At 65.2% G+C, this 19,978-nt stretch carries 17 protein-coding genes; 11 read left to right on the top strand and 6 right to left on the bottom strand.

Annotation, left to right across the window (positions count from 1 at the left end; genetic code table 11):
• Positions 1-9 precede the first annotated feature (9 nt).
• Positions 10-774, top strand: coding sequence for a pseudouridine synthase (locus VIM12_RS20260; RefSeq protein ID WP_331944138.1), 765 nt, complete (start codon positions 10-12; stop codon positions 772-774).
• On the opposite strand, the gene def is transcribed toward VIM12_RS20260, so the two are convergent.
• The 4 genes from def to VIM12_RS20240 are packed head-to-tail and all read right to left on the bottom strand — an operon-like array spanning position 775 to position 5,730.
• Positions 775-1,311 carry a peptide deformylase gene (gene def, locus VIM12_RS20255; protein WP_331944136.1) on the bottom strand — a complete coding sequence of 179 codons (537 nt, stop codon included), beginning with the start codon at positions 1,309-1,311 and terminating at the stop codon, positions 775-777. It abuts the gene before it with no gap.
• Complete coding sequence (gene galU / locus VIM12_RS20250) at positions 1,308-2,183, bottom strand: UTP--glucose-1-phosphate uridylyltransferase GalU (protein ID WP_331944134.1); 876 nt, start codon at positions 2,181-2,183, stop codon at positions 1,308-1,310. Before galU ends, def begins: the two co-directional genes overlap by 4 nt.
• Positions 2,180-4,582: an NAD-dependent DNA ligase LigA gene (ligA, locus tag VIM12_RS20245; RefSeq protein ID WP_331944132.1), complete on the bottom strand. Its 2,403-nt coding sequence runs from the start codon at positions 4,580-4,582 to the stop codon at positions 2,180-2,182. The genes galU and ligA overlap by 4 nt, the downstream gene beginning before the upstream one ends.
• A gap of 2 nt (positions 4,583-4,584) precedes the next feature.
• The gene (locus VIM12_RS20240) at positions 4,585-5,730 is read right to left on the bottom strand and encodes a cell division protein ZipA C-terminal FtsZ-binding domain-containing protein (protein WP_331944130.1); all 1,146 of its coding nucleotides are present in this window, start codon (positions 5,728-5,730) and stop codon (positions 4,585-4,587) included.
• A 407-nt stretch (positions 5,731-6,137) separates the two neighbouring features.
• Here VIM12_RS20240 and VIM12_RS20235 point away from each other — a divergent pair, with 407 nt between their 5' ends.
• Complete coding sequence (locus tag VIM12_RS20235) at positions 6,138-6,380, top strand: hypothetical protein (RefSeq protein WP_331944129.1); 243 nt, start codon at positions 6,138-6,140, stop codon at positions 6,378-6,380.
• Between the two features lie 18 nt (positions 6,381-6,398).
• Here the strand turns inward: VIM12_RS20235 and smc are convergent, their stop codons facing one another.
• A complete protein-coding gene (smc, locus tag VIM12_RS20230; RefSeq protein WP_331944127.1) occupies positions 6,399-9,926 on the bottom strand; it encodes a chromosome segregation protein SMC in 3,528 nt (1,175 codons plus the stop codon).
• Between the two features lie 183 nt (positions 9,927-10,109).
• Between smc and dapC the strand changes: the two genes are divergently transcribed.
• From dapC to VIM12_RS20190, 8 genes are read left to right on the top strand one after another with little or no spacing between them, the layout of a single operon-like run.
• Complete coding sequence (gene dapC, locus VIM12_RS20225) at positions 10,110-11,312, top strand: succinyldiaminopimelate transaminase (protein ID WP_331944125.1); 1,203 nt, start codon at positions 10,110-10,112, stop codon at positions 11,310-11,312.
• Positions 11,313-11,340: 28 nt separating this feature from the next.
• Positions 11,341-12,168 carry a 2,3,4,5-tetrahydropyridine-2,6-dicarboxylate N-succinyltransferase gene (dapD, locus tag VIM12_RS20220; protein WP_331944123.1) on the top strand — a complete coding sequence of 276 codons (828 nt, stop codon included), beginning with the start codon at positions 11,341-11,343 and terminating at the stop codon, positions 12,166-12,168.
• A 38-nt stretch (positions 12,169-12,206) separates the two neighbouring features.
• Positions 12,207-13,340 carry a PilT/PilU family type 4a pilus ATPase gene (locus VIM12_RS20215; RefSeq protein ID WP_331944121.1) on the top strand — a complete coding sequence of 378 codons (1,134 nt, stop codon included), beginning with the start codon at positions 12,207-12,209 and terminating at the stop codon, positions 13,338-13,340.
• Positions 13,340-13,699, top strand: coding sequence for an ArsC family reductase (locus tag VIM12_RS20210; RefSeq protein ID WP_331944119.1), 360 nt, complete (start codon positions 13,340-13,342; stop codon positions 13,697-13,699). Before VIM12_RS20215 ends, VIM12_RS20210 begins: the two co-directional genes overlap by 1 nt.
• Positions 13,696-14,823, top strand: coding sequence for a succinyl-diaminopimelate desuccinylase (gene dapE, locus VIM12_RS20205; protein WP_331944117.1), 1,128 nt, complete (start codon positions 13,696-13,698; stop codon positions 14,821-14,823). Before VIM12_RS20210 ends, dapE begins: the two co-directional genes overlap by 4 nt.
• Before the next feature lie 59 nt (positions 14,824-14,882).
• Positions 14,883-15,773, top strand: coding sequence for a 50S ribosomal protein L3 N(5)-glutamine methyltransferase (gene prmB / locus VIM12_RS20200; RefSeq protein ID WP_331944115.1), 891 nt, complete (start codon positions 14,883-14,885; stop codon positions 15,771-15,773).
• The gene (locus VIM12_RS20195) at positions 15,770-17,731 is read left to right on the top strand and encodes an ATP-binding cassette domain-containing protein (protein ID WP_331944113.1); all 1,962 of its coding nucleotides are present in this window, start codon (positions 15,770-15,772) and stop codon (positions 17,729-17,731) included. Before prmB ends, VIM12_RS20195 begins: the two co-directional genes overlap by 4 nt.
• Before the next feature lie 24 nt (positions 17,732-17,755).
• Positions 17,756-18,583, top strand: a complete 828-nt coding sequence (locus VIM12_RS20190; RefSeq protein WP_331944111.1) for a Rossmann-like and DUF2520 domain-containing protein — start codon at positions 17,756-17,758, stop codon at positions 18,581-18,583.
• Positions 18,584-18,653: 70 nt separating this feature from the next.
• Here VIM12_RS20190 and VIM12_RS20185 read toward each other — a convergent pair whose 3' ends face one another.
• A complete protein-coding gene (locus VIM12_RS20185; RefSeq protein ID WP_331944109.1) occupies positions 18,654-19,004 on the bottom strand; it encodes a hypothetical protein in 351 nt (116 codons plus the stop codon).
• 200 nt (positions 19,005-19,204) lie between these two features.
• Here VIM12_RS20185 and ompR point away from each other — a divergent pair, with 200 nt between their 5' ends.
• On the top strand, positions 19,205-19,972 hold the full coding sequence (ompR, locus tag VIM12_RS20180) for a two-component system response regulator OmpR (RefSeq protein WP_331944107.1): 768 nt from the start codon (positions 19,205-19,207) through the stop codon (positions 19,970-19,972).
• Positions 19,973-19,978 lie beyond the last annotated feature (6 nt).

The raw sequence follows: 19,978 nt of genomic DNA, 5'->3' as shown, positions 1-19,978 counted from the left end.
AAATCCATCATGAATCCAGCTTCCCCATCTGACGAACCCCTTCGCCTTTCCAAGCGCATGTCCGAGCTCGGACTGTGCTCCCGTCGTGAAGCCGACGAGTGGATCGCGCGTGGGTGGGTGCGTGTCGACGGCGTCGTCGTATCCGAACTCGGCAGCAAGGTCCTGCCGCACCAGCGGGTCACCGTGGACCGACAGGCAAGTGCGCAGCAGGCGCGGCGCGTCACCGTGCTGCTCAACAAGCCGGTCGGCTTTGTCAGCGGACAGGCCGAGGACGGCTACAAGCCCGCCGTGACCCTGGTCACACCCGAAAGCCGCTGGAAGGAAGACAAGACGCCAACCCAGTTCCATCCGTCGCAACTGCGCAGCCTGGTGCCGGCGGGCCGCCTCGATATCGACTCGGTCGGCCTGCTGGTGCTGACCCAGGACGGCCGCATCGCCAAGCAGCTGGTCGGCGAGAACGGCAGCATCGAAAAGGAATACCTGGTGCGCGTGCAGTACACGCGCGGCGGACGCCTGCCGGACAGCGACCTCAGGCTGCTCAATCACGGCCTGTCGCTGGACGGGAAGAAGCTCCTGCCGGCAAAGGTCAAGTGGCAGAACGAGGACCAGCTGAGCTTTACGCTGAAGGAAGGCCGCAAGCGCCAGATACGGCGCATGTGCGAAGCCGTCGGCCTGAAGGTGACGGGCCTGAAGCGGGTGCGCATCGGCCGCGTGCTGCTGGGGGACCTGCCGCCCGGCCAGTGGCGCTACCTGCGGCCCGACGAAACCTTCTGATCAGTCGTCGGCGGCGGGATCGAGTCCCGGAAACAGGACCTCGGTGAAGCCGAAACGGGAGAAATCCTTTATCCGCATCGGGTAGAGGATGCCCGCCAGATGATCGCATTCGTGCTGCACCACACGGGCGTGGAAGCCGTCCGCCTCCCGCACCACCGGCTTCCCGTACTGATCCACGCCCTCATACCGGAGACGCGTCCAGCGCGGGACCATGCCACGCATGCCGGGGACCGACAGGCAGCCCTCCCACCCTTCTTCGGTATCCGTGCCCAATGGGGTCAGCACCGGGTTCAGCAGCACTGTTTCCGGCACCGGCGGTGCCTCCGGATACCGGTCGTTCCGGCGAAAACCGAAGATCACCAGCTGCAGGTTGACGCCGATCTGCGGGGCCGCCAGACCGGCGCCGCTGGCGGCATGCATCGTGTCGAACATGTCGGCGATCAGCGCATGCAGCGCGGGCGTGTCGAATTCCGTGACCGGTTCGGCCTGCCGCAGCAGCCGTGGATCGCCCATCTTCAGAATCTGCCGCACCGTCATTGGCGGCCCCGCAGGTACGCACCGAATTCTTCGCCGACTTCCGGATGCTTCAGGGCCATGGCCACCGTGGCCTGGAGGTAGCCCAGCTTGGAACCGCAGTCGTAGCGCCGTCCGTCAAAGCGGTGGGCAAGCACCGGTTCTTCCTGCAACAGCGCGGCAATGCCGTCCGTGAGCTGGATCTCGCCGCCGGCGCCCTTCTCGATGCGCGCCAGGTGTTCGAAAACGCGCGGGGTCAGCAGGTAGCGACCAGCCACGGCGAGTGTCGACGGCGCGGATTCGGGGGCCGGCTTCTCCACGATTGCCCGCATCCTTTCCAAATGCGGCCGATAGGGCTCGCTGCTGACGATGCCGTACTGGCGGGTCTCGGCGCGCGGCACCTCCTGCACCGCCAGCATGCTAACCCCTTCCTGCGCGTACCGCTGCGTCATCTGGGCCATTACCGGCGGGACGCCTTGGTCGACGTCCATCAGATCATCGGCCAGCAGGATGGCAAAGGGTTCGTCGCCGATGACCGGGCGGGCGCACAACACCGCGTGGCCGAGGCCGAGCGGTGCCGGCTGGCGAATGAAGATGCAATGGATGTTGCGCGGGATGGTGCCGCGCAGGGCCTCCAGCAGCTGCGTCTTGCCGTCGGCCTCGAGCTGTGCCTCGAGTTCGTGCGCCGCATCGAAATGGTCCTCGATCGCACGCTTGTTGCGGCCGGTGATGAACACCAGTTCGGTCACGCCGGCAGCCACCGCCTCCTCCACCGCATACTGGATCAGCGGCTTGTCCACCACCGGCAGCATTTCCTTCGGCTGCGCCTTGGTCGCGGGGAGGAAGCGGGTACCGAGTCCCGCGACCGGGAATACCGCCTTTCTGACTGTCTTCATGCCTTCTCCAGCAGTTGCCGCAGGCCCGCCTCGTCGAGGATGGCAACGCCCAGCTCCTGCGCCTTGGCCAGCTTGCTGCCGGCCTCTTCGCCAGCCACCACGTAGCTGGTTTTCTTCGACACCGAACCGGCGACCTTGCCGCCCGCGGCCTCGATCATCGCCGCCGCTTCATCGCGGGTGAGGGTCGGCAGCGTGCCGGTCAGCACGAAGGTCTTGCCTGTCAGGTGGCCTTCGGTGGCGGCCTCCCCGGGAAGCCCGGCCAGCAGTTCGGCGACCAGCGCATCGAGGGATGCCGCCAGGCGTCGATTGTCCTCCTCCGTCAGCCATCCGAGCAGCGGTGTCGCCAGTGCATCGGGAAGCTGCAGCGCCTGGACCCGCCCGGCGTCCTGCAGAGCAGCAAGGGTGACCCCGCGTTCCGCGGCCTGGCGCGCGCGCACCAGGGTGATTTTCGGAATGCCTAGCGCCGCCAGCAGCTCGGCGGCCGCGAGCCGGGCTGCCAGCTTGGCATTCGGCGCATGTTCGCCAGCCGGTTTCACCTGCGCCTCGAGCAGCTTGTCGATCGCTTCCTGGTTCTTCGGCTCGGCAAAGAAATCGGCGATGGATTCGGCCACGGTCGCACCGATGTCCGGCAGGACCTTCAGCAACGGCGCCGGCGCCCGGCGGATATGATGCAGCGAGCCGAGCCAGTCGGCGAGCGTCTTGGCTGTCGTTTCGCCAACGTGGCGGATGCCCAGCGCAAACAGCAGCCGTTCCAGCGGCGGCGTCTTGCTCGCCTCGATCGCGTCGAGCAGATTCTCCGCCCAGCGTGTCGCGATCTTGCCCTTCTGGACCGTCTCCGGCGTGATGCCGTCGCGTTCGTCGGCGCGGCGCTTCATTTCCAGCAAATCCTCCAGGCGCAGCCTGTAGAGATCCGCAATGCTGTGCACGTAGCCGAGATCGACCAGGTTCTCGATATAGCGGTCGCCAAGGCCTTCGATGTCCATCATGCGCCTGCCGGCGAAATGGGCAATCGCCTGCTTGCGCTGCGCGGCGCACACCAGCCCCCCGGTGCAGCGCCAGTCGGCCTCGCCCTCCTCGCGGTCGATATGGCTGCCGCACACCGGGCATTTGCCGTGCAGGCGGTTGTACATGCTGAACGACGCGCCGGCATCCGCCGGTCGCTTCTCCAGCACCACGCCGACCACTTCCGGGATGACGTCGCCGGCGCGGCGCACGATGACGGTATCACCGACCCGCACGTCCTTCCTGCGGGTCTCGTCCTCGTTGTGCAAAGTGGCGTTGGTCACGGTCACGCCGCCCACGAATACCGGCTCGAGCTTGGCGACCGGGGTGAGCTTGCCGGTACGCCCGACCTGCACGTCGATGTCGCGCACCACCGTCATCTGCTCCTGCGCCGGATACTTGTGCGCGACGGCCCACCGCGGTTCCCGCGAAACAAAGCCGAGGCGGCGCTGCAGTGCAACGCTGTTGACCTTGTAGACGACGCCGTCGATGTCGAAAGGCAGCTGGTCGCGAATCGACGCAACATGCGCATGGAATGCGACAAGACCGTCGGCGCCCCGCACCACGCGGCGCTCCGCATTCACCGGCAACCCCATCTTCTCGAAGGCATCGAGCATGCCGCCGTGGGTATCCGGCACCTGCCAGCCCTGCACGTCACCCAGGCCGTATGCAAAAAAACTCAGGGGCCGCTGCGCAGCAATCGCGGGGTCCAGCTGCCGTACCGCGCCTGCCGCGGCATTGCGCGGATTGACGAAGGTCTTCTCGCCCTTCTCGCGCTGCCGCTCGTTCATGCGTTCGAAATCGTCGCGCCGCATGTAGACCTCGCCGCGCACTTCGAGCACGGGCGCCTTGCAGCCTTTCAGGCGCAATGGAATCTGCCGGATCGTGCGGATGTTCTGCGTGACGTCCTCGCCGGTGGCGCCGTCGCCGCGGGTCGCGGCCTGCATCAGCAGCCCCTGTTCGTAGCGCAGGTTGATGGCCAGGCCGTCGAACTTGAGTTCCGCTGCGTATTCGATCGGCCTGCCGTCGGCCGCGAGGTCCAGTTCGCGCCGCACCCGCGCGTCAAACGCCCGGGCGCCGCCCTCGGTGGTAGCGGTCTCGGTCCGGATCGAGAGCATTGGCACCGTGTGACGCACCGGCGAGAATTCGGGCAGCACGGCGCCACCGACGCGGCGGGTCGGCGAGTCGGGTGTGATGAGATCGGGATGCGCCTGTTCCAGCTGCACCAATTCCTGGAACATCCGGTCATACTCGGCATCCGGAATGGTCGGCGCATCGAGGACGTAATACGCGTGGCTGTGCCGGTTGAGTTCTGCCTGCAGCCATGCCGCGCGTTCGGCCCAGTTGTCTTGCGCTTCGGGCGGCTCGGCGCCCGCCGAAAACAGGTCGGGTTGCATCGTCAGCTGAACAGGCGAAGCGCGCGGGCGGAACCGGCCGGCACCTGCGCATTGTCCATCTGTCCGTAGAAGTCATTGACCTGCTGTGCGATATCCGCCAGCGCGGCATCCGTCAGCGGCTGATTGCTGTCATCCACCACCGCGCCGTCGAGGCGGGCGGCGAGCATCCGCGCGCACGCGGTCATCGCGCCGAAGCCGTCGTGGGACGGCGCCACTCGCGGCACGTCGAGCAGCAGCGTCAGGCGCGACGTGGTTTCGGCTGCGAGCGTGACATTGGTCGACACGGAAAACAGCACGCCCCCCTCGCCATCCGGCATCACCAGCCGCCCGTCCGGACGGAGGTCGAAGCCCTGCCGCTCCAGCGCGCCGAGCAAAGTGCCGATCGCCCACGGGGCGCCCTTGCCCTGCACGTTCACGCTCAGCTGCGCATCGTATTCGGCCACGAACTGGTGCAGGGCGCGGGCCTGGCCCATCACATCCTTCATGTCAGGCACTGCCGGCTCCGCGTCGATCTCGTCGGCCAGCTGGCGCAAGCGGCTGATCAGCTCCGAATACTCGATCTCGTTGAGCGGTCCGCTGCGATTGGCCAGCTGCACGCCGGCATACAGGCCATAGTAGAGATTGCCGTGTGCGATCTCGTCCCAGTTGCCATCCTCGCGCTGGCCGACGAAATGCACGGGCTTGTTGCCGACGTGGCTCAGTCCCTGCAACTTGGACAGCAGGCGATCCCCGCGCACCGGCGCTTCCAGATCCAGCGGAATCGGGCAGTCGATCAGTTCATCGATGGGAAGCGGTTTCTGCGGCTTCTGCGGCACTTCCGCCGGCGCTTCCGCAGCCGGTTCGGCCGCGCCGCCCTCCGCCTGCAGCGGCGCCACGCCTTCCGCGACGACCGCAGGCGCCGCATCATTCGCCTCGGGGGCCTGCGAAGTTGGGTCCTGTTGCACCGCCTGCCCGAACATCGGCTCCTGGCGCTCCTCCACGCGGGCAGCCGGTTCTCCCGGCGGGGACATCAGCACGTCGTCGTGCTCTGACGCGAAGGCCCGCTGAACGGCTTTCTTCGCCTTGTGTTCCTGCCACTTGTTATAGCCGAACACGCCGACGACGATGGTGCCGCCGATGGCGAGCAGGCTTGCCTGGAGTTCGGTCATTTCGCTGGTCCCCGACGGGTGGTTTGATCGGCGGCGCAGTCGCCCACCGGTGTTGTTGTCGCTGGTCGGATCATCATAGGAATCTTAGGAGAGCGGTGGCGGCCGGTCGTGCGCCGTCTGACGCGCTGGATGCCGGCCGCCGGTGCGGCAAGGGGCTCAGGGTAGTAGCCACAAATAAAGTTGTCAAGACGGACAGCCCGAAGCAGACGAGGACAGGCACGGACGATCAACCGAAACGTGCTTTCGGGAAAAAATGTACGGGTGGAATTGAGCGTTGCCCAATCCCTTGGGGTAAGCGGTTGAGCCGGCTCAATGCCGCCGGGCTTGCACGCCAGAAGAATAACAACTGCTCCGGAAGAACACATTATTCAAGCTCCGGGTGGGAACCAACAATACGAGGACCAGCCATGAACACGCACACTAGCAAATCAAGGTTTGACATACCTGCATCGAAGGAAGTCAGGTTGCCTGAACTGGCAATGCTGTCGCTGAGTCCGCTGGTGCGTGGCCTGCAGAACTGGTGGCTGCAGCGCGCCGAACGCCACTACCTGATGTGTGCCGACATCGAGCTGCAGCGGGCACGCGAGGCGCAGATGAACGTCGCCTATTACCAGAAGCGCGCCGCGCTCGCCCGTTCCGCCCGCAACTGAATCGCGCAGCGGCGGACGTCACGCAGCCTGCGCCTCGCTTGCGAAGTTCGCCGCCGATTCCATGTCCACCGCAACGATGCGGGATACGCCCTGCTCCTGCATCGTCACCCCGATCAACTGCTGAGCCATCTCCATCGCGATCTTGTTATGCGAGATGAAAAGGAATTGCGTCTGCGACGACATGCGCTTGACCATGTTGCAGAAGCGTTCGGTATTGGCATCGTCCAGCGGCGCGTCCACCTCGTCCAGCAGGCAGAACGGTGCCGGGTTCAGCTGGAACATCGAGAACACCAGTGCCGTTGCCGTCAGCGCCTTTTCCCCGCCTGACAGCAGGTGAATCGTGGCGTTCTTCTTGCCGGGAGGCTGGGCCATCACCTGCACGCCCGAGTCGAGGATTTCCTCGCCGGTCATGATCAGCTTGGCCTGACCGCCGCCGAACAACACCGGGAACAGCTCGCCGAAGTGCTTGTTGACCTTGTCGAAGGTGTCCTGCAGCAGATCGCGGGTCTCCTTGTCGATCTTGTTGATCGCATCTTCCAGTGTCGTGATCGCCTCGGTCAGGTCGGCATGCTGGGCATCGAGGAAGTTCTTGCGCTCCGATGCCTGGGCCAGCTCGTCCAGCGCGGCCAGGTTGACCGCGCCGAGCGCGGCGATGGCATTGTTCAGTCGCGTGACCTCGCCCTGCAGATATGAAGGCCGCATCTCCGGGTCCAGTTTCTCGGCCAGTGCGGCCTCGTCGGCCTGTGCTTCGGCCAGCTGCTGCGCGTACTGCTCCTGGTTGAGGCGCGCCGCCTGTTCCTTCAGCTGCAGTTCCATGATGCGGTCGCGCATCGGCTGCAGGCTGCGCTCGGACTGCATCCGTGCCTCCTCGGCATGGCGCAGCTTCTGCGTCAGCTGATCCAGCTCGTGCCGTGCGTCGGCCAGCGCGCGCTCCTGCTCGGAGCGGCGGTCGAGCAATGTCTGCAATCCCGCCTGTGCCGCCTGGTCATCGAGGCTCTCGAGCTCCAGGTGGCCCTGCTGCATGCTGGCAAACAGCTGCGCCGACTGCTCGACGGCGGTGGCAATGCTGCGCTTGAGTTCGTCGATCTTGTTGCGGTGCGACTTCTCCGCGAATTCCGCTTCCTGCGCGGCGCGCTCCAGTTCGCGCAGGCGCTGGCGCGCGTCATTGAGCTGCTGCTCCTTCGCCAGGTAATCCGTCTGGCCGTTTTCATGCGCCTCCTGCAACGCGGCCAGCTCGATGTCGAGCTGCTCGAACTTCGCTTCGGATTCCGCTTTCGCCTGCTGCTGTTCGGCTTCCTGCGCGGCGATCTCGGCCAGGTCGGATTCGATCTGGGTGCTGCGCTGGTTGAACCGCTCCTGCACTTCGGTCAGCTTCATCACGTCGAGCTGCAGGCCGTGCACGGCCTGGGTCAGCACGCCGACACGCTGCCGCAGTTCCTGCAGCCGCTGCGTCGCCTGGGTCAGCGCCGACTCGGCGCGGACCGCACGCGACTTCGCCTCGTCGGCCAGCATCTGCTGGGCGCGCAGCTGCTTGGTGATGTTCTCGATTTCCTGCTGGCGCGCCAGCATGCCGTCCTGCTCGGAATCCGAGGCATAGAAGCGGACGCTGGCGCGGCCGACGACATGTCCCTGACGGGTGACGAAATACCCGCCCACCGGCAGCTTGGTGCGATCGACGAAAGCCGCCTGCACGTCCTCCGCCACATAGACACCATGCAGCCAGTCCTGCAGCAACGCACGCAGGCCGGGATCGTTCAGTTGCAGCAGGCCGAGAAGCGGCTTCAGGCCGGCCGGCGCCTCGGTGTTTGCGGCGGTCGCGCCATTCGTGGTGTACAACGCCAGTTTTGCCGGCGGCGCGTCGCTGAAGAAGGCCTTGGCCCAGTCCAGGTTGGACATCTCCAGCGCCGACGTGCGCTCGCGCAGCACCGATTCCAGCGCGGTCTCCCAGCCCTGGTCGATGTGCAGCTTCTGCCACAGCCGGGGCAGCTCGCCGAGTTCGTGCTTCTTCAGCCATGGCTGCACCTTGCCCTGGGTCTGCACGTTTTCCTGCAGCTGGCGCAGCGCGCTCAGGCGGGCCTCCAGTTGCGCATTGTTTGCCGTCTCGGTGTTGACCTGCTGTTGCGCGGCGCGCCGTTCGTCTTCCAGCACGGGCTGCTGCTCCTGCGCGGCCTCCATCTGCTCGCGCGCCTCTTCCAGCGCCGCCTGCTTTTCCTCCAGCTGCGCCTTCAGGTTGGCGAGATGGGTACTGTCGGGCATCGCCATGCCGTTCTTTTCCTGCATCAGGCGCTCGCGCCGCGACGCGAGATTGGCAAGGATGCCGGAAGCATTGCGCTGGTGCGCCGACTCGAGCTCGATCTGCTGCTGCGCCTGCATGATGCGCGAACGCGATTCAGTAGTCTTGAGCTGGGATTCGCGCCATGCCTGCTCCAGCGCCGGCAGGTTGTCGTGCTGGCTTTGCGCGGCGTGCTGCGCCTGCTCGACGCGCATGCCGTGTTCTTCGAGGTGCATCTCCGCTTCGGCCAGTTCTTCCTGCTGCTGCTGGCCCTGCCGCTGCCACTGGTCGCGCTGTGCGGTCAGTGAATTGAGCTGCGACTGCAGCCGGTTGCGCGATTCGACGACGAAGCGGATCTGGGCTTCGAGGCTGCCGATTTCGGAATTAGTCTGGTAAAGATGGCCTTGCGCGGTGTGCATGCGGTCGCCGGCCGCATAATGCGCCTGTCGCATGTGCTCCAGCTCGGTCTCGACATGCCGCAGCTTGGCGGTCTGCTCTTCGAGCTCGATCTGGGCCTTCTCGATGTCGCGGAAGAATTTTTCCTGCTCGACCTTCGCCTCGTTCTTGCGCAACAGCCAGAGCAGCTTCTGCTTCTCGTCCTGATCCGCCTGCAGCGCGTGGAACTTCTGCGCAACCGCCGCCTGCGACTCCAGCTTTTCGAGATTGCTGTTCAGCTCGCGCAGGATGTCCTCGACGCGGGTCAGGTTCTCGCGCGTGTCATGCAGGCGGTTCTCGGTCTCGCGGCGGCGTTCCTTGTACTTGGAGACGCCGGCAGCTTCCTCCAGGAAGATGCGCAGGTCTTCCGGACGGGCTTCGATGATGCGCGAGATCATGCCCTGCCCGATGATCGCGTACGCGCGCGGTCCGAGGCCGGTGCCGAGGAAGATGTCCTGGATGTCGCGCCGGCGCACCGCCTGGTTGTTGATGTAGTAGGACGAGGTGCCGTCGCGCGTCAGGGTGCGCTTGACCGCGATCTCCGCATACTGGCCCCACTGGCCCGCGGCGCGCCCGTCCGCATTGTCGAACACCAGCTCGACCGATGCGCGGCCCGCCGGCTTGCGGCTCGTCGACCCGTTGAAGATCACGTCCTGCATCGACTCGCCGCGCAGTTCGGAGGCCTTGGATTCGCCCAGCACCCAGCGTACCGCATCCATGATGTTGGACTTGCCGCAGCCGTTGGGGCCGACGACGCCGACCAGCTGGCCCGGCACCTGGAAATTCGTGGGATCCACGAAAGACTTGAATCCCGATAATTTGATTGAATTTAGACGCACGTTATCGACTGTTCCAGTAAATGCAGGCGGCGAAAGCGCCCTCGCGAAAGGCGCCTATCATATCATTTCGAGTCTCGCGGACAGCATTTTCGGGCAGGGATTTACAGGCGTGACGGAGATGCCGGCGGTATAATTCCGCCTTTGGTGTTTTTGCATCGACAACGTCAAGCCGAGCCCCTGCCAGTGAATCCGCTCTTAAACAAATTACAACCCTATCCGTTTGAAAAACTGAAGCAGCTGTTCGCGGGCGTCACCCCCGCCGGTGCCTATCCGGCCATCAGCCTGGGCATCGGCGAACCGAAACACCCGACGCCCGCCTTCATCAAGGAAGCCCTGTCGGCCAACCTCGGCGGCCTGGCGGCCTATCCGAGCACGCAGGGGAACGAAGCGCTTCGCGCTGCCATCGCCGGCTGGCTGCAGCGGCGCTACCGGCTCGCGCAGGTCGACCCGGCCACGCAGGTGCTGCCGGTGAACGGATCGCGGGAGGCGCTGTTCGCACTGGCCCAGGCGGTCATCGACCCGATACCGGGCGCGCTCGTCATGTCCCCCAATCCGTTCTATCAGATCTACGAAGGCGCCGCCTATCTCGCCGGCGCCGAGCCCTATTTCATGAACTCGGACCCCGGGCGCAACTTTGCGCCGGATTTCCGCAGCGTGCCGGCCGACGTCTGGCCGCGCGTGCAACTGCTTTACGTCTGCTCCCCGGGCAATCCGACCGGTGCGGTGCTCACGTTGGATGACTGGAAGGAACTGTTCGCGATGTCGGACCGCTACGGTTTCGTGATCGCTTCCGACGAGTGCTATTCCGAGATCTACTTCACCGCCGACGCACCCCTCGGCGCCATGGAAGCGGCGCAGCAGCTCGGGCGCGACGGCTATCCGCGGCTGGTGGTCTTCTCCAGCCTGTCCAAGCGCTCGAACGTGCCGGGCATGCGTTCCGGCTTCGTCGCCGGTGATGCCGCCATCCTGAAGCGATTCCTGTTGTATCGCACCTATCACGGCGGTGCGATGTCGCCCCCGGTGCAGGCCGCATCGGTCGCGGCCTGGAACGACGAACGGCATGTCGAGGAGAATCGCGCAAAGTACATCGCGAAATTCAGCCAGGTCACGCCGATGCTGCAGGAGGTGCTCGACGTCGCGCTGCCCGATGCCGGCTTCTATCTCTGGGCCCGGGTCGACAAGCGCGCGGCCATCTCGGACACCGAGTTCGCGAGGCGTCTGTACGCCGAATATAATGTGACGGTCCTGCCCGGCAGCTACCTCGCGCGCGACGCGCACGGCACCAATCCCGGGCGCAACCGCATCCGCATGGCACTGGTTGCCGAGGTCGACGAGTGTCTTGAGGCCGCCCGTCGCATCGTCGCCTTTGCCAGCACCCTATCCTGATCATCCATCAACCCGGCAACAAACCGCTATGACTCAACAACTCCAACAGCTCATCGACCAGGCATGGGAAGACCGTGCCAATTTCTCCCCGAAGTCGGCGCCCGCCGAAGTGCGCGACGCCGTCGCCCATGTCATCGAACAGCTGAACCAGGGCACGCTGCGCGTCGCGCAGAAGGACAGCGGCAGCTGGGTGGTGAACCAGTGGGTCAAGAAGGCCGTGCTGCTGTCGTTCCGCCTGGAAGACAACGTCCCCATGCCGGCCGGCGACAGCATGCAGTTCTACGACAAGGTGCCGACCAAGTTCGCTGGCTATAGCGCCGAGGACTTCGCCGCCGGCGGTTTCCGCGTGGTGCCGCCCGCGGTGGCGCGCCGGGGCAGCTTCATTGGCCGGAACGTCGTACTGATGCCGTCCTACGTCAACATCGGCGCTTACGTCGACGAAGGCACGATGGTCGACACCTGGGCCACCGTCGGCTCCTGCGCCCAGATCGGCAAGAACGTCCACCTGTCCGGCGGCGTGGGCATCGGCGGCGTGCTGGAACCGATGCAGGCCAACCCGACCATCATCGAGGACAACTGCTTCATCGGTGCCCGCTCGGAAATCGTCGAAGGCGTGATCGTCGAGGAGAATTCGGTGATCTCGATGGGCGTGTACATCGGCCAGTCGACCAAGATCTATGACCGTGCGACGGGCGAAGTCAGCTACGGCCGGATTCCCGCGGGCTCGGTGGTCGTCTCCGGCAGCCTGCCCTCCGCAGACGGCAAGTACAGCCTGTACTGCGCGGTCATCGTCAAGCGCGTCGATGCCAAGACGCGTGCCAAGACCGGCATCAACGAGCTGCTGCGCGAAGCCTGACCGGCGTCCGACAAGAACACCTGCCCAGGGAGCACAACATGGCAATGGACCGTCTGTTCCAGTTGATGAAGGAAAAGAAGGCATCGGACCTGTTCATCACGGTGAACTCGCCGATCCAGATCAAGATCAACGGCAACCTGGTGCCCGTCAACCAGCAGAAGATGGACGGCCCGACCATCAAGGCGCTGTTGTCGGAAGTGACCACCCCTCGGCAGATGCAGGAACTGGAAGAGCGCAACGAGCTGAACATGGGCATACCGGTCACCGGCCTGGGCAGCTTCCGGCTTTCGGCGTTCCGGCAACGCGGCAGCCTCTCCGCGGTGTTCCGCTACATCCCGGGCGACATCCCGCGCCTGGCCGACCTGCACGTGCCGCCGGTCCTGGCCGACGTCATCATGGAGAAGCGCGGGCTGGTTCTGGTCGTCGGCTCCACCGGTTCCGGCAAGTCGACCACGATCGCGGCGATGCTCGACCATCGCAACACGTTCAGGACAGGCCATATCCTCACCCTGGAAGACCCGATCGAATTTCTGTTCAAGAACAAGAAGTCCATTGTCAACCAGCGCGAGATCGGCAGCGATGCCGAAACGCTGCAGGTGGCGCTCAAGAACGCGTTGCGCCAGGCGCCGGACTGCATCCTGATCGGCGAGATCCGCGACAAGGAGACCATGGGCGCGGCGCTTGCGTATGCGCAGTCCGGGCACCTGGTGGTGGCCACGCTGCACGCCAACAACAGCTACCAGGCGCTGACCCGCATCATCAACTTCTATCCGCTGGAGACCCGGCCTTCGCTGCTGCCGGATCTGGCATCGACCATCAGGGCGATCATCTCGCAGCGGCTCGTGGCCGCGAAAGACGGCGGCCGCCGCGCGGCGGTCGAGGTGCTGCTCAACACCCGGCATGTGGCGGAGCTGATCGAACAGGGCGAGATCGGCCAGATCAAGGAAGCTCTCGAGAAAAGCATGGCGCCCGGCTCGCAGACCTTCGAACAGGCGCTGATGCAGATGATCCAGGACGATGTCGTCACCCAGGAAGAAGCGCTCGCCAACGCCGACTCCGCCAGCAACCTTTACTGGCTGATCAACAACGCCCAGGGCAAAAAGCCCGAACCGGAGCCGGAACCCAAAAAGGACGACGGCCCGACCTTCACCGAATTCACGCTCAACGTCTGATGGCAATCATCCTGTACGGCATCCCCAACTGCGACACCGTCAAGAAGGCGCGTACCTGGCTCGAACAGCAGGGCATTGCCTACCGCTTCCACGACTTCAAGAAGGCCGGGCTGGATGCCGCAACCGTCGAGGCCTGGCTCGGCCAGCTCGACTGGACGCTGCTGGTCAACCGCAAGGGCACGACCTGGCGCGCCCTCGATGAAGCACGCAAGGCCGGCGTCACCGACGCCGGGAGTGCTGCTGCGTTGATGCTCGAATCGCCGTCGGTGATCAAGCGGCCCGTGCTGCGCCTGCCGGACAGCACCCACGTCGGCTTCTCCGAAGCGCTCTATCAACAGATTTTCAGGCAACAGCCATGAGCAAGACACTCGCCCTGACCCAAGAACTGATTGCCCTGCCCTCGGTCACGCCGGACGACGCGGGTTGCCAGCAGCGCCTGGCCGACCTGCTCGGTCCGCATGGCTTCTCCTGCGAGCGCATCCCGTCCGGCGAAGTCACCAACCTCTGGGCGCGCAGGGGCACGACCCGGCCGCTGGTCGTTTTTGCGGGGCACACCGATGTCGTGCCGACCGGCCCGCTCGAACAGTGGACGTCGCCGCCGTTCGCGCCCACCATCCGCGACGGCAAGCTGTACGGGCGCGGCGCCGCCGACATGAAGACCTCGATCGCCGCCATGGTCGTCGCGGTCGAGGAGTTCGTCACCGCGCACCCGGACCACCAGGGCTCCATCGGCTTCCTGCTTACCAGCGACGAAGAAGGCCCGGCCACCGACGGGACCGTGGTCGTGTGCGAACAGCTCGTGGCGCGCGGGGAGCAACTCGACTACTGCATCGTCGGCGAGCCGACCTCGAGCGAAAAGCTCGGCGACACGGTGAAGAACGGCCGCCGCGGTTCGCTTTCGGGCAAGTTGACGATCAAGGGCATACAGGGCCACATCGCATACCCGCAGCTGGCCAAGAACCCGATCCATCTCGCCGCGCCGGCGCTGGCTGAACTGGCTGCCGAAAAATGGGACGACGGCAACGAGTACTACCTGCCGACGTCATGGCAGATGTCGAATATCCACGCGGGTACCGGGGCGTCCAACGTGATCCCGGGCGAGGTTGTCGTCGATTTCAATTTTCGCTTTTCGACGGCCAGTACCGTGGAGGGACTGCAGCAGCGGGTGCATGCCATCCTCGACAGGTACAAGTTCGAGTACGTGCTGAAATGGACGGTCAGCGGCCACCCGTTCCTGACCCCGCGCGGCACGCTATGCGATGCGATCAGCGCCGCGATCGAGGCCGAGACGGGGATTGCGACCGAGCTGTCGACAACCGGCGGCACCTCCGACGGCCGCTTCATCGCCCGCATCTGTCCGCAGGTGATCGAATTCGGTCCGCCCAATGCCACCATTCACAAGATCGACGAGCACATTGCCGTCGCCGACATCGAGCCGCTGAAGAATATCTACCGCCGCCTGCTCGAAAACCTGCTGCTGTAGGTCCCGCCGCCCTCGCGGGCTCCGGCCCGCGCTTTCCGCCCTCCGACCACCGACTGCCCATGAGCCCGAATTCCTTCCTCACCGTGCGCGACCTCCTGCGCTACGCGACCACCCGCTTCAACGGCGCGGCACTGTTCTTTGGCCATGGAAGCAGCAATGCTTTCGATGAAGCCGCCTACCTCATCCTGCACACGCTGAAACTGCCGCTTGACAAGCTCGATCCTTTCCTCGACGCCCGCCTGCTGCCGGACGAGATCGATGCGGTTCTGCAGGTGGTGGAGCGCCGATGCACCGACCGGGTGCCGGCGGCCTATCTGACCAATGAAGCCTGGCTGGGGGACTACCGATTTTACGTGGACGAGCGGGTGATCGTGCCGCGTTCCTTCATCGCCGAGCTGATTCCCGAGCAACTCGCACCCTGGGTACGGGATGCGGACGCCGTCCGCCATGTCCTCGACCTCTGTACCGGCTCGGGCTGCCTTCCGATCATGCTCGCGGACGCCTTCCCGGACGCCGCGATCGATGCCGTCGACATCTCTGCCGATGCACTGGCGGTCGCCCGGCGCAACGTCGAGGAGTACGGCCTGCAGGATCGCATCACGCTGCACGAATCCGACCTGTACAGCCGGCTCCCGCAGCGCAGCTACGACCTGATCATCAGCAATCCGCCCTATGTCAACGCGGGTTCGATGGCCACCCTGCCGCCGGAATACCTGCGCGAGCCGCAACTTGCCCTGGCGGGCGGTGCCGACGGCATGGACCTGGTGCGCAAGATCGTGGCCGGCGCCGGCGAGCGGCTCACGCCCGGCGGCGTGCTGGTGGTCGAGATCGGCAATGAACGGGCGTTCGCGGAGGCGGCCTTCCCCGACCTCGAACTCACCTGGGTATCCACCAGCGCGGGTGACGACATGGTGTTCCTGCTGACCGCCGAACAGTTGCAACAACGATGATCCGCCTGCAGCAAGTCAGCCTGACGCGCGGGATCAAGCCGCTGCTGGAAAACGTCGACCTCACCCTGAACCCGGGCGAGAAAATCGGCCTGATCGGCGCCAACGGCGCCGGCAAGTCGAGCCTGTTTGCCATGCTGCGCGGCGACCTGCACGCCGACCTCGGCGAAGTGGACTTTCCTGCACGGTGGCGCATGGCCCACGTCGCGCAGGAGACGCCCGCGCTGGATCGCCCTGCGCTGGAGTATGCAATCGACGGCGACACCACGCTGCGCGCGCTCGAGGATGAGCTCGCCGGACTCGAGCGCCGCCCCGACCACCACGACCATGGCAACCGCATTGCCGAACTGCATGCCTCGCTCGCCGACGCGGACGCCTACACCGTGCGGTCGCGCGCCGAGCAGCTGCTGACCGGCCTCGGCTTTTCCCAGGAACAGCTGATGCGGCCGGTCGCGAGCTTCTCCGGTGGCTGGCGCATGCGCCTCAACCTGGCGCAGGCCCTGATGTGTCCGTCCGACCTGCTGCTGCTCGACGAACCGACCAACCACCTCGACCTTGACGCCATCCTCTGGCTGGAGGACTGGCTGAAGCGGTACCCGGGCACCCTGGTCATCATTTCGCACGACCGTGACTTCCTCGATGGCGTGGTCAACGTGATCGTGCATATCGACGACCGCAAGCTGAAGCGCTACAGCGGCAACTACTCCGCGTTCGAGCGCCAGCGTGCGGCGCAGATGGCGCTGACCCAAGCCGCCATCGAGAAGCAGGCGCGCCAGCGGGCACACCTGCAGTCCTTCATCGACCGCTTCAAGGCCAAGGCGTCCAAGGCGCGCCAGGCCCAGAGCCGGATGAAGATGCTGGCCAAGATGGAGGAAACCGCTCCCCTTCGCGCCGCGGCCGAATTCTCCTTCGAGTTCCGGGAACCGTTGAGCGCACCCAACCCGCTGCTGGTGATGGAGGATGCGGTCGCCGGCTACCCGGACGGTTCGGCCAACGGCAAGCGCATCGTCTCGGGCATCAATTTCTCCCTGCAGACCGGACAGCGCATCGGCCTGCTCGGCGTCAACGGCGCAGGCAAGTCCACGCTGGTCAAGACCATCGCGGGAGAGCTTGCGCCGCTGGAAGGCACGCTCAAGCAGGGAAAGGGGCTGTCGATCGGGTACTTTGCGCAGCACCAGGTCGAGATGCTGCGTCACGACGAATCGCCGCTCTGGCACCTCGCGCACATTGCGCCGAACGTGCGGGAGCAGGAACTGCGCAACTTCCTGGGCAGCTTCAACTTTGGCGGCGACATGGTGACCAGCAAGATTGCACCATTCTCCGGCGGTGAAAAGGCGCGCCTGGCGCTGGCGCTGATTGTCTGGCAGCGGCCGAACCTGCTGCTGCTCGATGAACCGACCAACCACCTGGACCTCGAAACACGCGAAGCGCTCACCGAAGCCCTTGCGCAGTTCGAAGGCACGCTGCTGCTGGTTTCCCATGACCGCCATCTGCTGCGCGCCAGCACCGATCAGTTCATGATCGTCGCCGAGGGGCGGCTGCAGGCCTTCGACGGCGACCTCGATGACTATCGCGACTGGCTGTTCAAGACCAAGCTCGGCAAGGGGCCTGTCGCCAGCCCCGGCCCGTCTTCCGCCGCGACGGAACCGGCACCGCCGCCCGAGTCGCGGGAAGACCGCCAGGAACGCCGCCGGCTGGAAGCGGAGGAACGCCAGCGGCTCTCGTCACTGCGGAAACCGATCGAGGCGCGCATCAAACGGCTCGACGAACAGATGGCAAAGCTTCAGCAACGCAAGAACGAGGTCGACGCCGCCCTGCTCGACCCGTCCATCTATGACGACAGCAACAAGGAACGCCTGAAGACGCTGATCGTGGACCAGGCGTATCTCGCCAAGGAACTGGAACAGCTTGAAACGGAGTGGCTGGAACAGCAGGAAGCGCTGGAGCAGATCGGCGCCTGACGCACCGCACAGAGAGGGGATCGGATGCAAAAGCGCCTGAACATCATCGGTGGCGGGAAGGTGGGCATGACGTTGGGACGGCTCTGGTCGGCACAACAGGTCTTCGCGGTCGCCGGCGTTTGCAACCGCAGCCTGGAAAGCGCCGCCAACGCGGTCGCGTTCATCGGGGCCGGAACGCCGGTTGCGGAAGCACGTCTGCTTCCGCCTGCGGATGTCTGGCTTCTGTCCGTGCCGGATGACGTGCTGCAGGAAACTGCTGACGCGCTTGCGGCATCAGGGCATATTGGTGACGGCTGCACCGTCTTCCATTGCAGCGGCGCGCTTTCCTCCTCGGTGCTTGCTCCGCTTGCCGCTGCCGGTGCCGGTTGCGCCAGCGTGCACCCGATCCGCAGCTTCGCGGAACCGGCCGCGGCTGCCGCGCATTTCGGCGGCACCTGGTGCGGCGTGGAGGGTAACGCGCAGGCCCTGGACATCCTCCAGGGCGCGTTCGTTGCGATAGGCGGGCACTTCGTCCGCATCGACCCGCTTTTCAAGAACGTTTACCACGGCGCGGCCGTATTCGCGTCCAACTATCTGGTGACCGTGCTCGATGTCGCCCAGCAGGCCTATCTCAAGGCAGGGATCCCGCCCGATCAGGCCTTGCAGCTCATGGAGCCGCTGGTACGCGGCACGATCGACAACGTGTTCCGCCTGGGGACAACCGACGCGCTGACAGGTCCGATTGCCCGCGGCGACATCGGCACCGCGGTTCGCCAGTACCGCGCGATCAGGGAATGGGACGCGGAACGCGGCGCCCTCTACAAGCAGTTGGCCAAGCTGACGGCCGACCTTGCCCGCCGGAAGAGGCAGTAGGAAACGGTCGCGCCGTGCGCGGCGCCGCCGCGGCAAGAGGCAAAACGGCAATCAGCGTGCGAAGCGGTAATCAGCGGCGGGGGGAGTAGATGTCGTGGCCGACTTCGTCGATCTGGCGCCGCAGCGTGCGGCGCTCCTCGGGACTGAGGCTGCGCAGCCGACGGACGCTTTCTGCGGATGGATTATTGCCCTCCTGCACCTGGGAGCCCGTTGCGGTGCCGGCATCGGGAAAAAGACTGTCGCCGCCCCGGCGGCGATCGAGATCCATGGCCGGCGGCTCACCGCGGGAATCTCTCTCAATGGCGTTCTGGAGCAGGATCGCGCGGACGGACTCACGCCCGTCGCGGGGATACCCCGGCTCCGCCGACAAAGCGGAGGTGCAGGCGATCAGCAGGAATGGCACGCCGAGTTTGATATGCATACTGAGGAGACCGCGGTTTGACTTTGCAGGAGCCTGACCGCGCATTTGCGCTAGACTTCAGCTCCGGGCGACTGCAATTAGTGTCGAGTCTAAGCGGCATTGCCTGAGACGGCAGCGCCCATTCCGTAAAGGTTGTAACACTTTGTAATGGTTTGCGCCCGCGGGATTCGGCTCTTTTTTTCTGAAGTTACCATAGCGCCATGAATACGACAAACATGACCGGCTCCGCCCCCGGCCGCGCCGCGGCCACCCACCAGGGCAAGATTCTCGTGGTCGATGATGACCTCCGTCTGCGCGACCTGCTCCGCCGCTACCTCGGCGAGCAAGGCTTCAATGTTGTCACCGCCGAAAACGCGCAGGCGCTGAACAAGCTGTGGATACGGGAACGCTACGACCTGCTCGTGCTCGACCTCATGCTTCCCGGAGAAGACGGCCTGTCGATCTGCCGACGCCTGCGCGGCGCGGGCGACCAGACGCCCATCATCATGCTCACGGCGAAAGGCGAGGACGTGGATCGCATCGTCGGGCTGGAGATGGGTGCAGACGACTACCTGCCCAAGCCCTTCAACCCGCGCGAGCTCGTCGCCCGCATCAACGCCGTGCTGCGACGCAAGGGGCCGGACGAGATCCCGGGCGCGCCATCCGAGACGCCGCAGACCTTCCAGTTCGGCGATTTCATTCTCGATCTCGGCACCCGCACCCTCAAGAAGCAAGGCGAGACGATTTCACTGACGACCGGCGAATTTTCCGTGCTCAAGGTATTCGCCCGCCATGCACGGCAACCCTTGTCGCGGGAAAAGCTGATGGAGCTCGCCCGCGGACGCGAATACGAGGTCTTCGACCGCAGCCTCGACGTGCAGATTTCCCGCCTGCGCAAGCTGATCGAGCCCGACCCTTCCAGTCCCATTTACATTCAGACCGTCTGGGGACTCGGGTATGTTTTCATTCCCGAGGGACAGCCGCGGTAAAGCAAA

The organism is Noviherbaspirillum sp. (assembly GCF_036563305.1).
Taxonomy (GTDB): Bacteria; Pseudomonadota; Gammaproteobacteria; order Burkholderiales; family Burkholderiaceae_D; genus Noviherbaspirillum.
The sequence above is the reverse complement of the archived record's forward strand: the minus strand, read 5'-3'. Positions and strand labels throughout refer to the sequence as shown.

Excerpts from the sequence above, each read along its gene's own strand:
- ligA (WP_331944132.1), bottom strand. The coding sequence starts at position 4,582 with ATGCAACCCGACCTGTTTTCGGCGGGCGCCGAGCCGCCCGAAGCGCAA.
- VIM12_RS20260 (WP_331944138.1), top strand. The coding sequence starts at position 10 with ATGAATCCAGCTTCCCCATCTGACGAACCCCTTCGCCTTTCCAAGCGC.
- def (WP_331944136.1), bottom strand. The coding sequence starts at position 1,311 with ATGACGGTGCGGCAGATTCTGAAGATGGGCGATCCACGGCTGCTGCGG.
- VIM12_RS20210 (WP_331944119.1), top strand. The coding sequence starts at position 13,340 with ATGGCAATCATCCTGTACGGCATCCCCAACTGCGACACCGTCAAGAAG.
- prmB (WP_331944115.1), top strand. The coding sequence starts at position 14,883 with ATGAGCCCGAATTCCTTCCTCACCGTGCGCGACCTCCTGCGCTACGCG.
- VIM12_RS20190 (WP_331944111.1), top strand. The coding sequence starts at position 17,756 with ATGCAAAAGCGCCTGAACATCATCGGTGGCGGGAAGGTGGGCATGACG.
- VIM12_RS20235 (WP_331944129.1), top strand. The coding sequence starts at position 6,138 with ATGAACACGCACACTAGCAAATCAAGGTTTGACATACCTGCATCGAAG.
- VIM12_RS20215 (WP_331944121.1), top strand. The coding sequence starts at position 12,207 with ATGGCAATGGACCGTCTGTTCCAGTTGATGAAGGAAAAGAAGGCATCG.
- galU (WP_331944134.1), bottom strand. The coding sequence starts at position 2,183 with ATGAAGACAGTCAGAAAGGCGGTATTCCCGGTCGCGGGACTCGGTACC.
- dapE (WP_331944117.1), top strand. The coding sequence starts at position 13,696 with ATGAGCAAGACACTCGCCCTGACCCAAGAACTGATTGCCCTGCCCTCG.
- VIM12_RS20185 (WP_331944109.1), bottom strand. The coding sequence starts at position 19,004 with ATGCATATCAAACTCGGCGTGCCATTCCTGCTGATCGCCTGCACCTCC.
- dapD (WP_331944123.1), top strand. The coding sequence starts at position 11,341 with ATGACTCAACAACTCCAACAGCTCATCGACCAGGCATGGGAAGACCGT.
- VIM12_RS20240 (WP_331944130.1), bottom strand. The coding sequence starts at position 5,730 with ATGACCGAACTCCAGGCAAGCCTGCTCGCCATCGGCGGCACCATCGTC.
- VIM12_RS20195 (WP_331944113.1), top strand. The coding sequence starts at position 15,770 with ATGATCCGCCTGCAGCAAGTCAGCCTGACGCGCGGGATCAAGCCGCTG.
- ompR (WP_331944107.1), top strand. The coding sequence starts at position 19,205 with ATGAATACGACAAACATGACCGGCTCCGCCCCCGGCCGCGCCGCGGCC.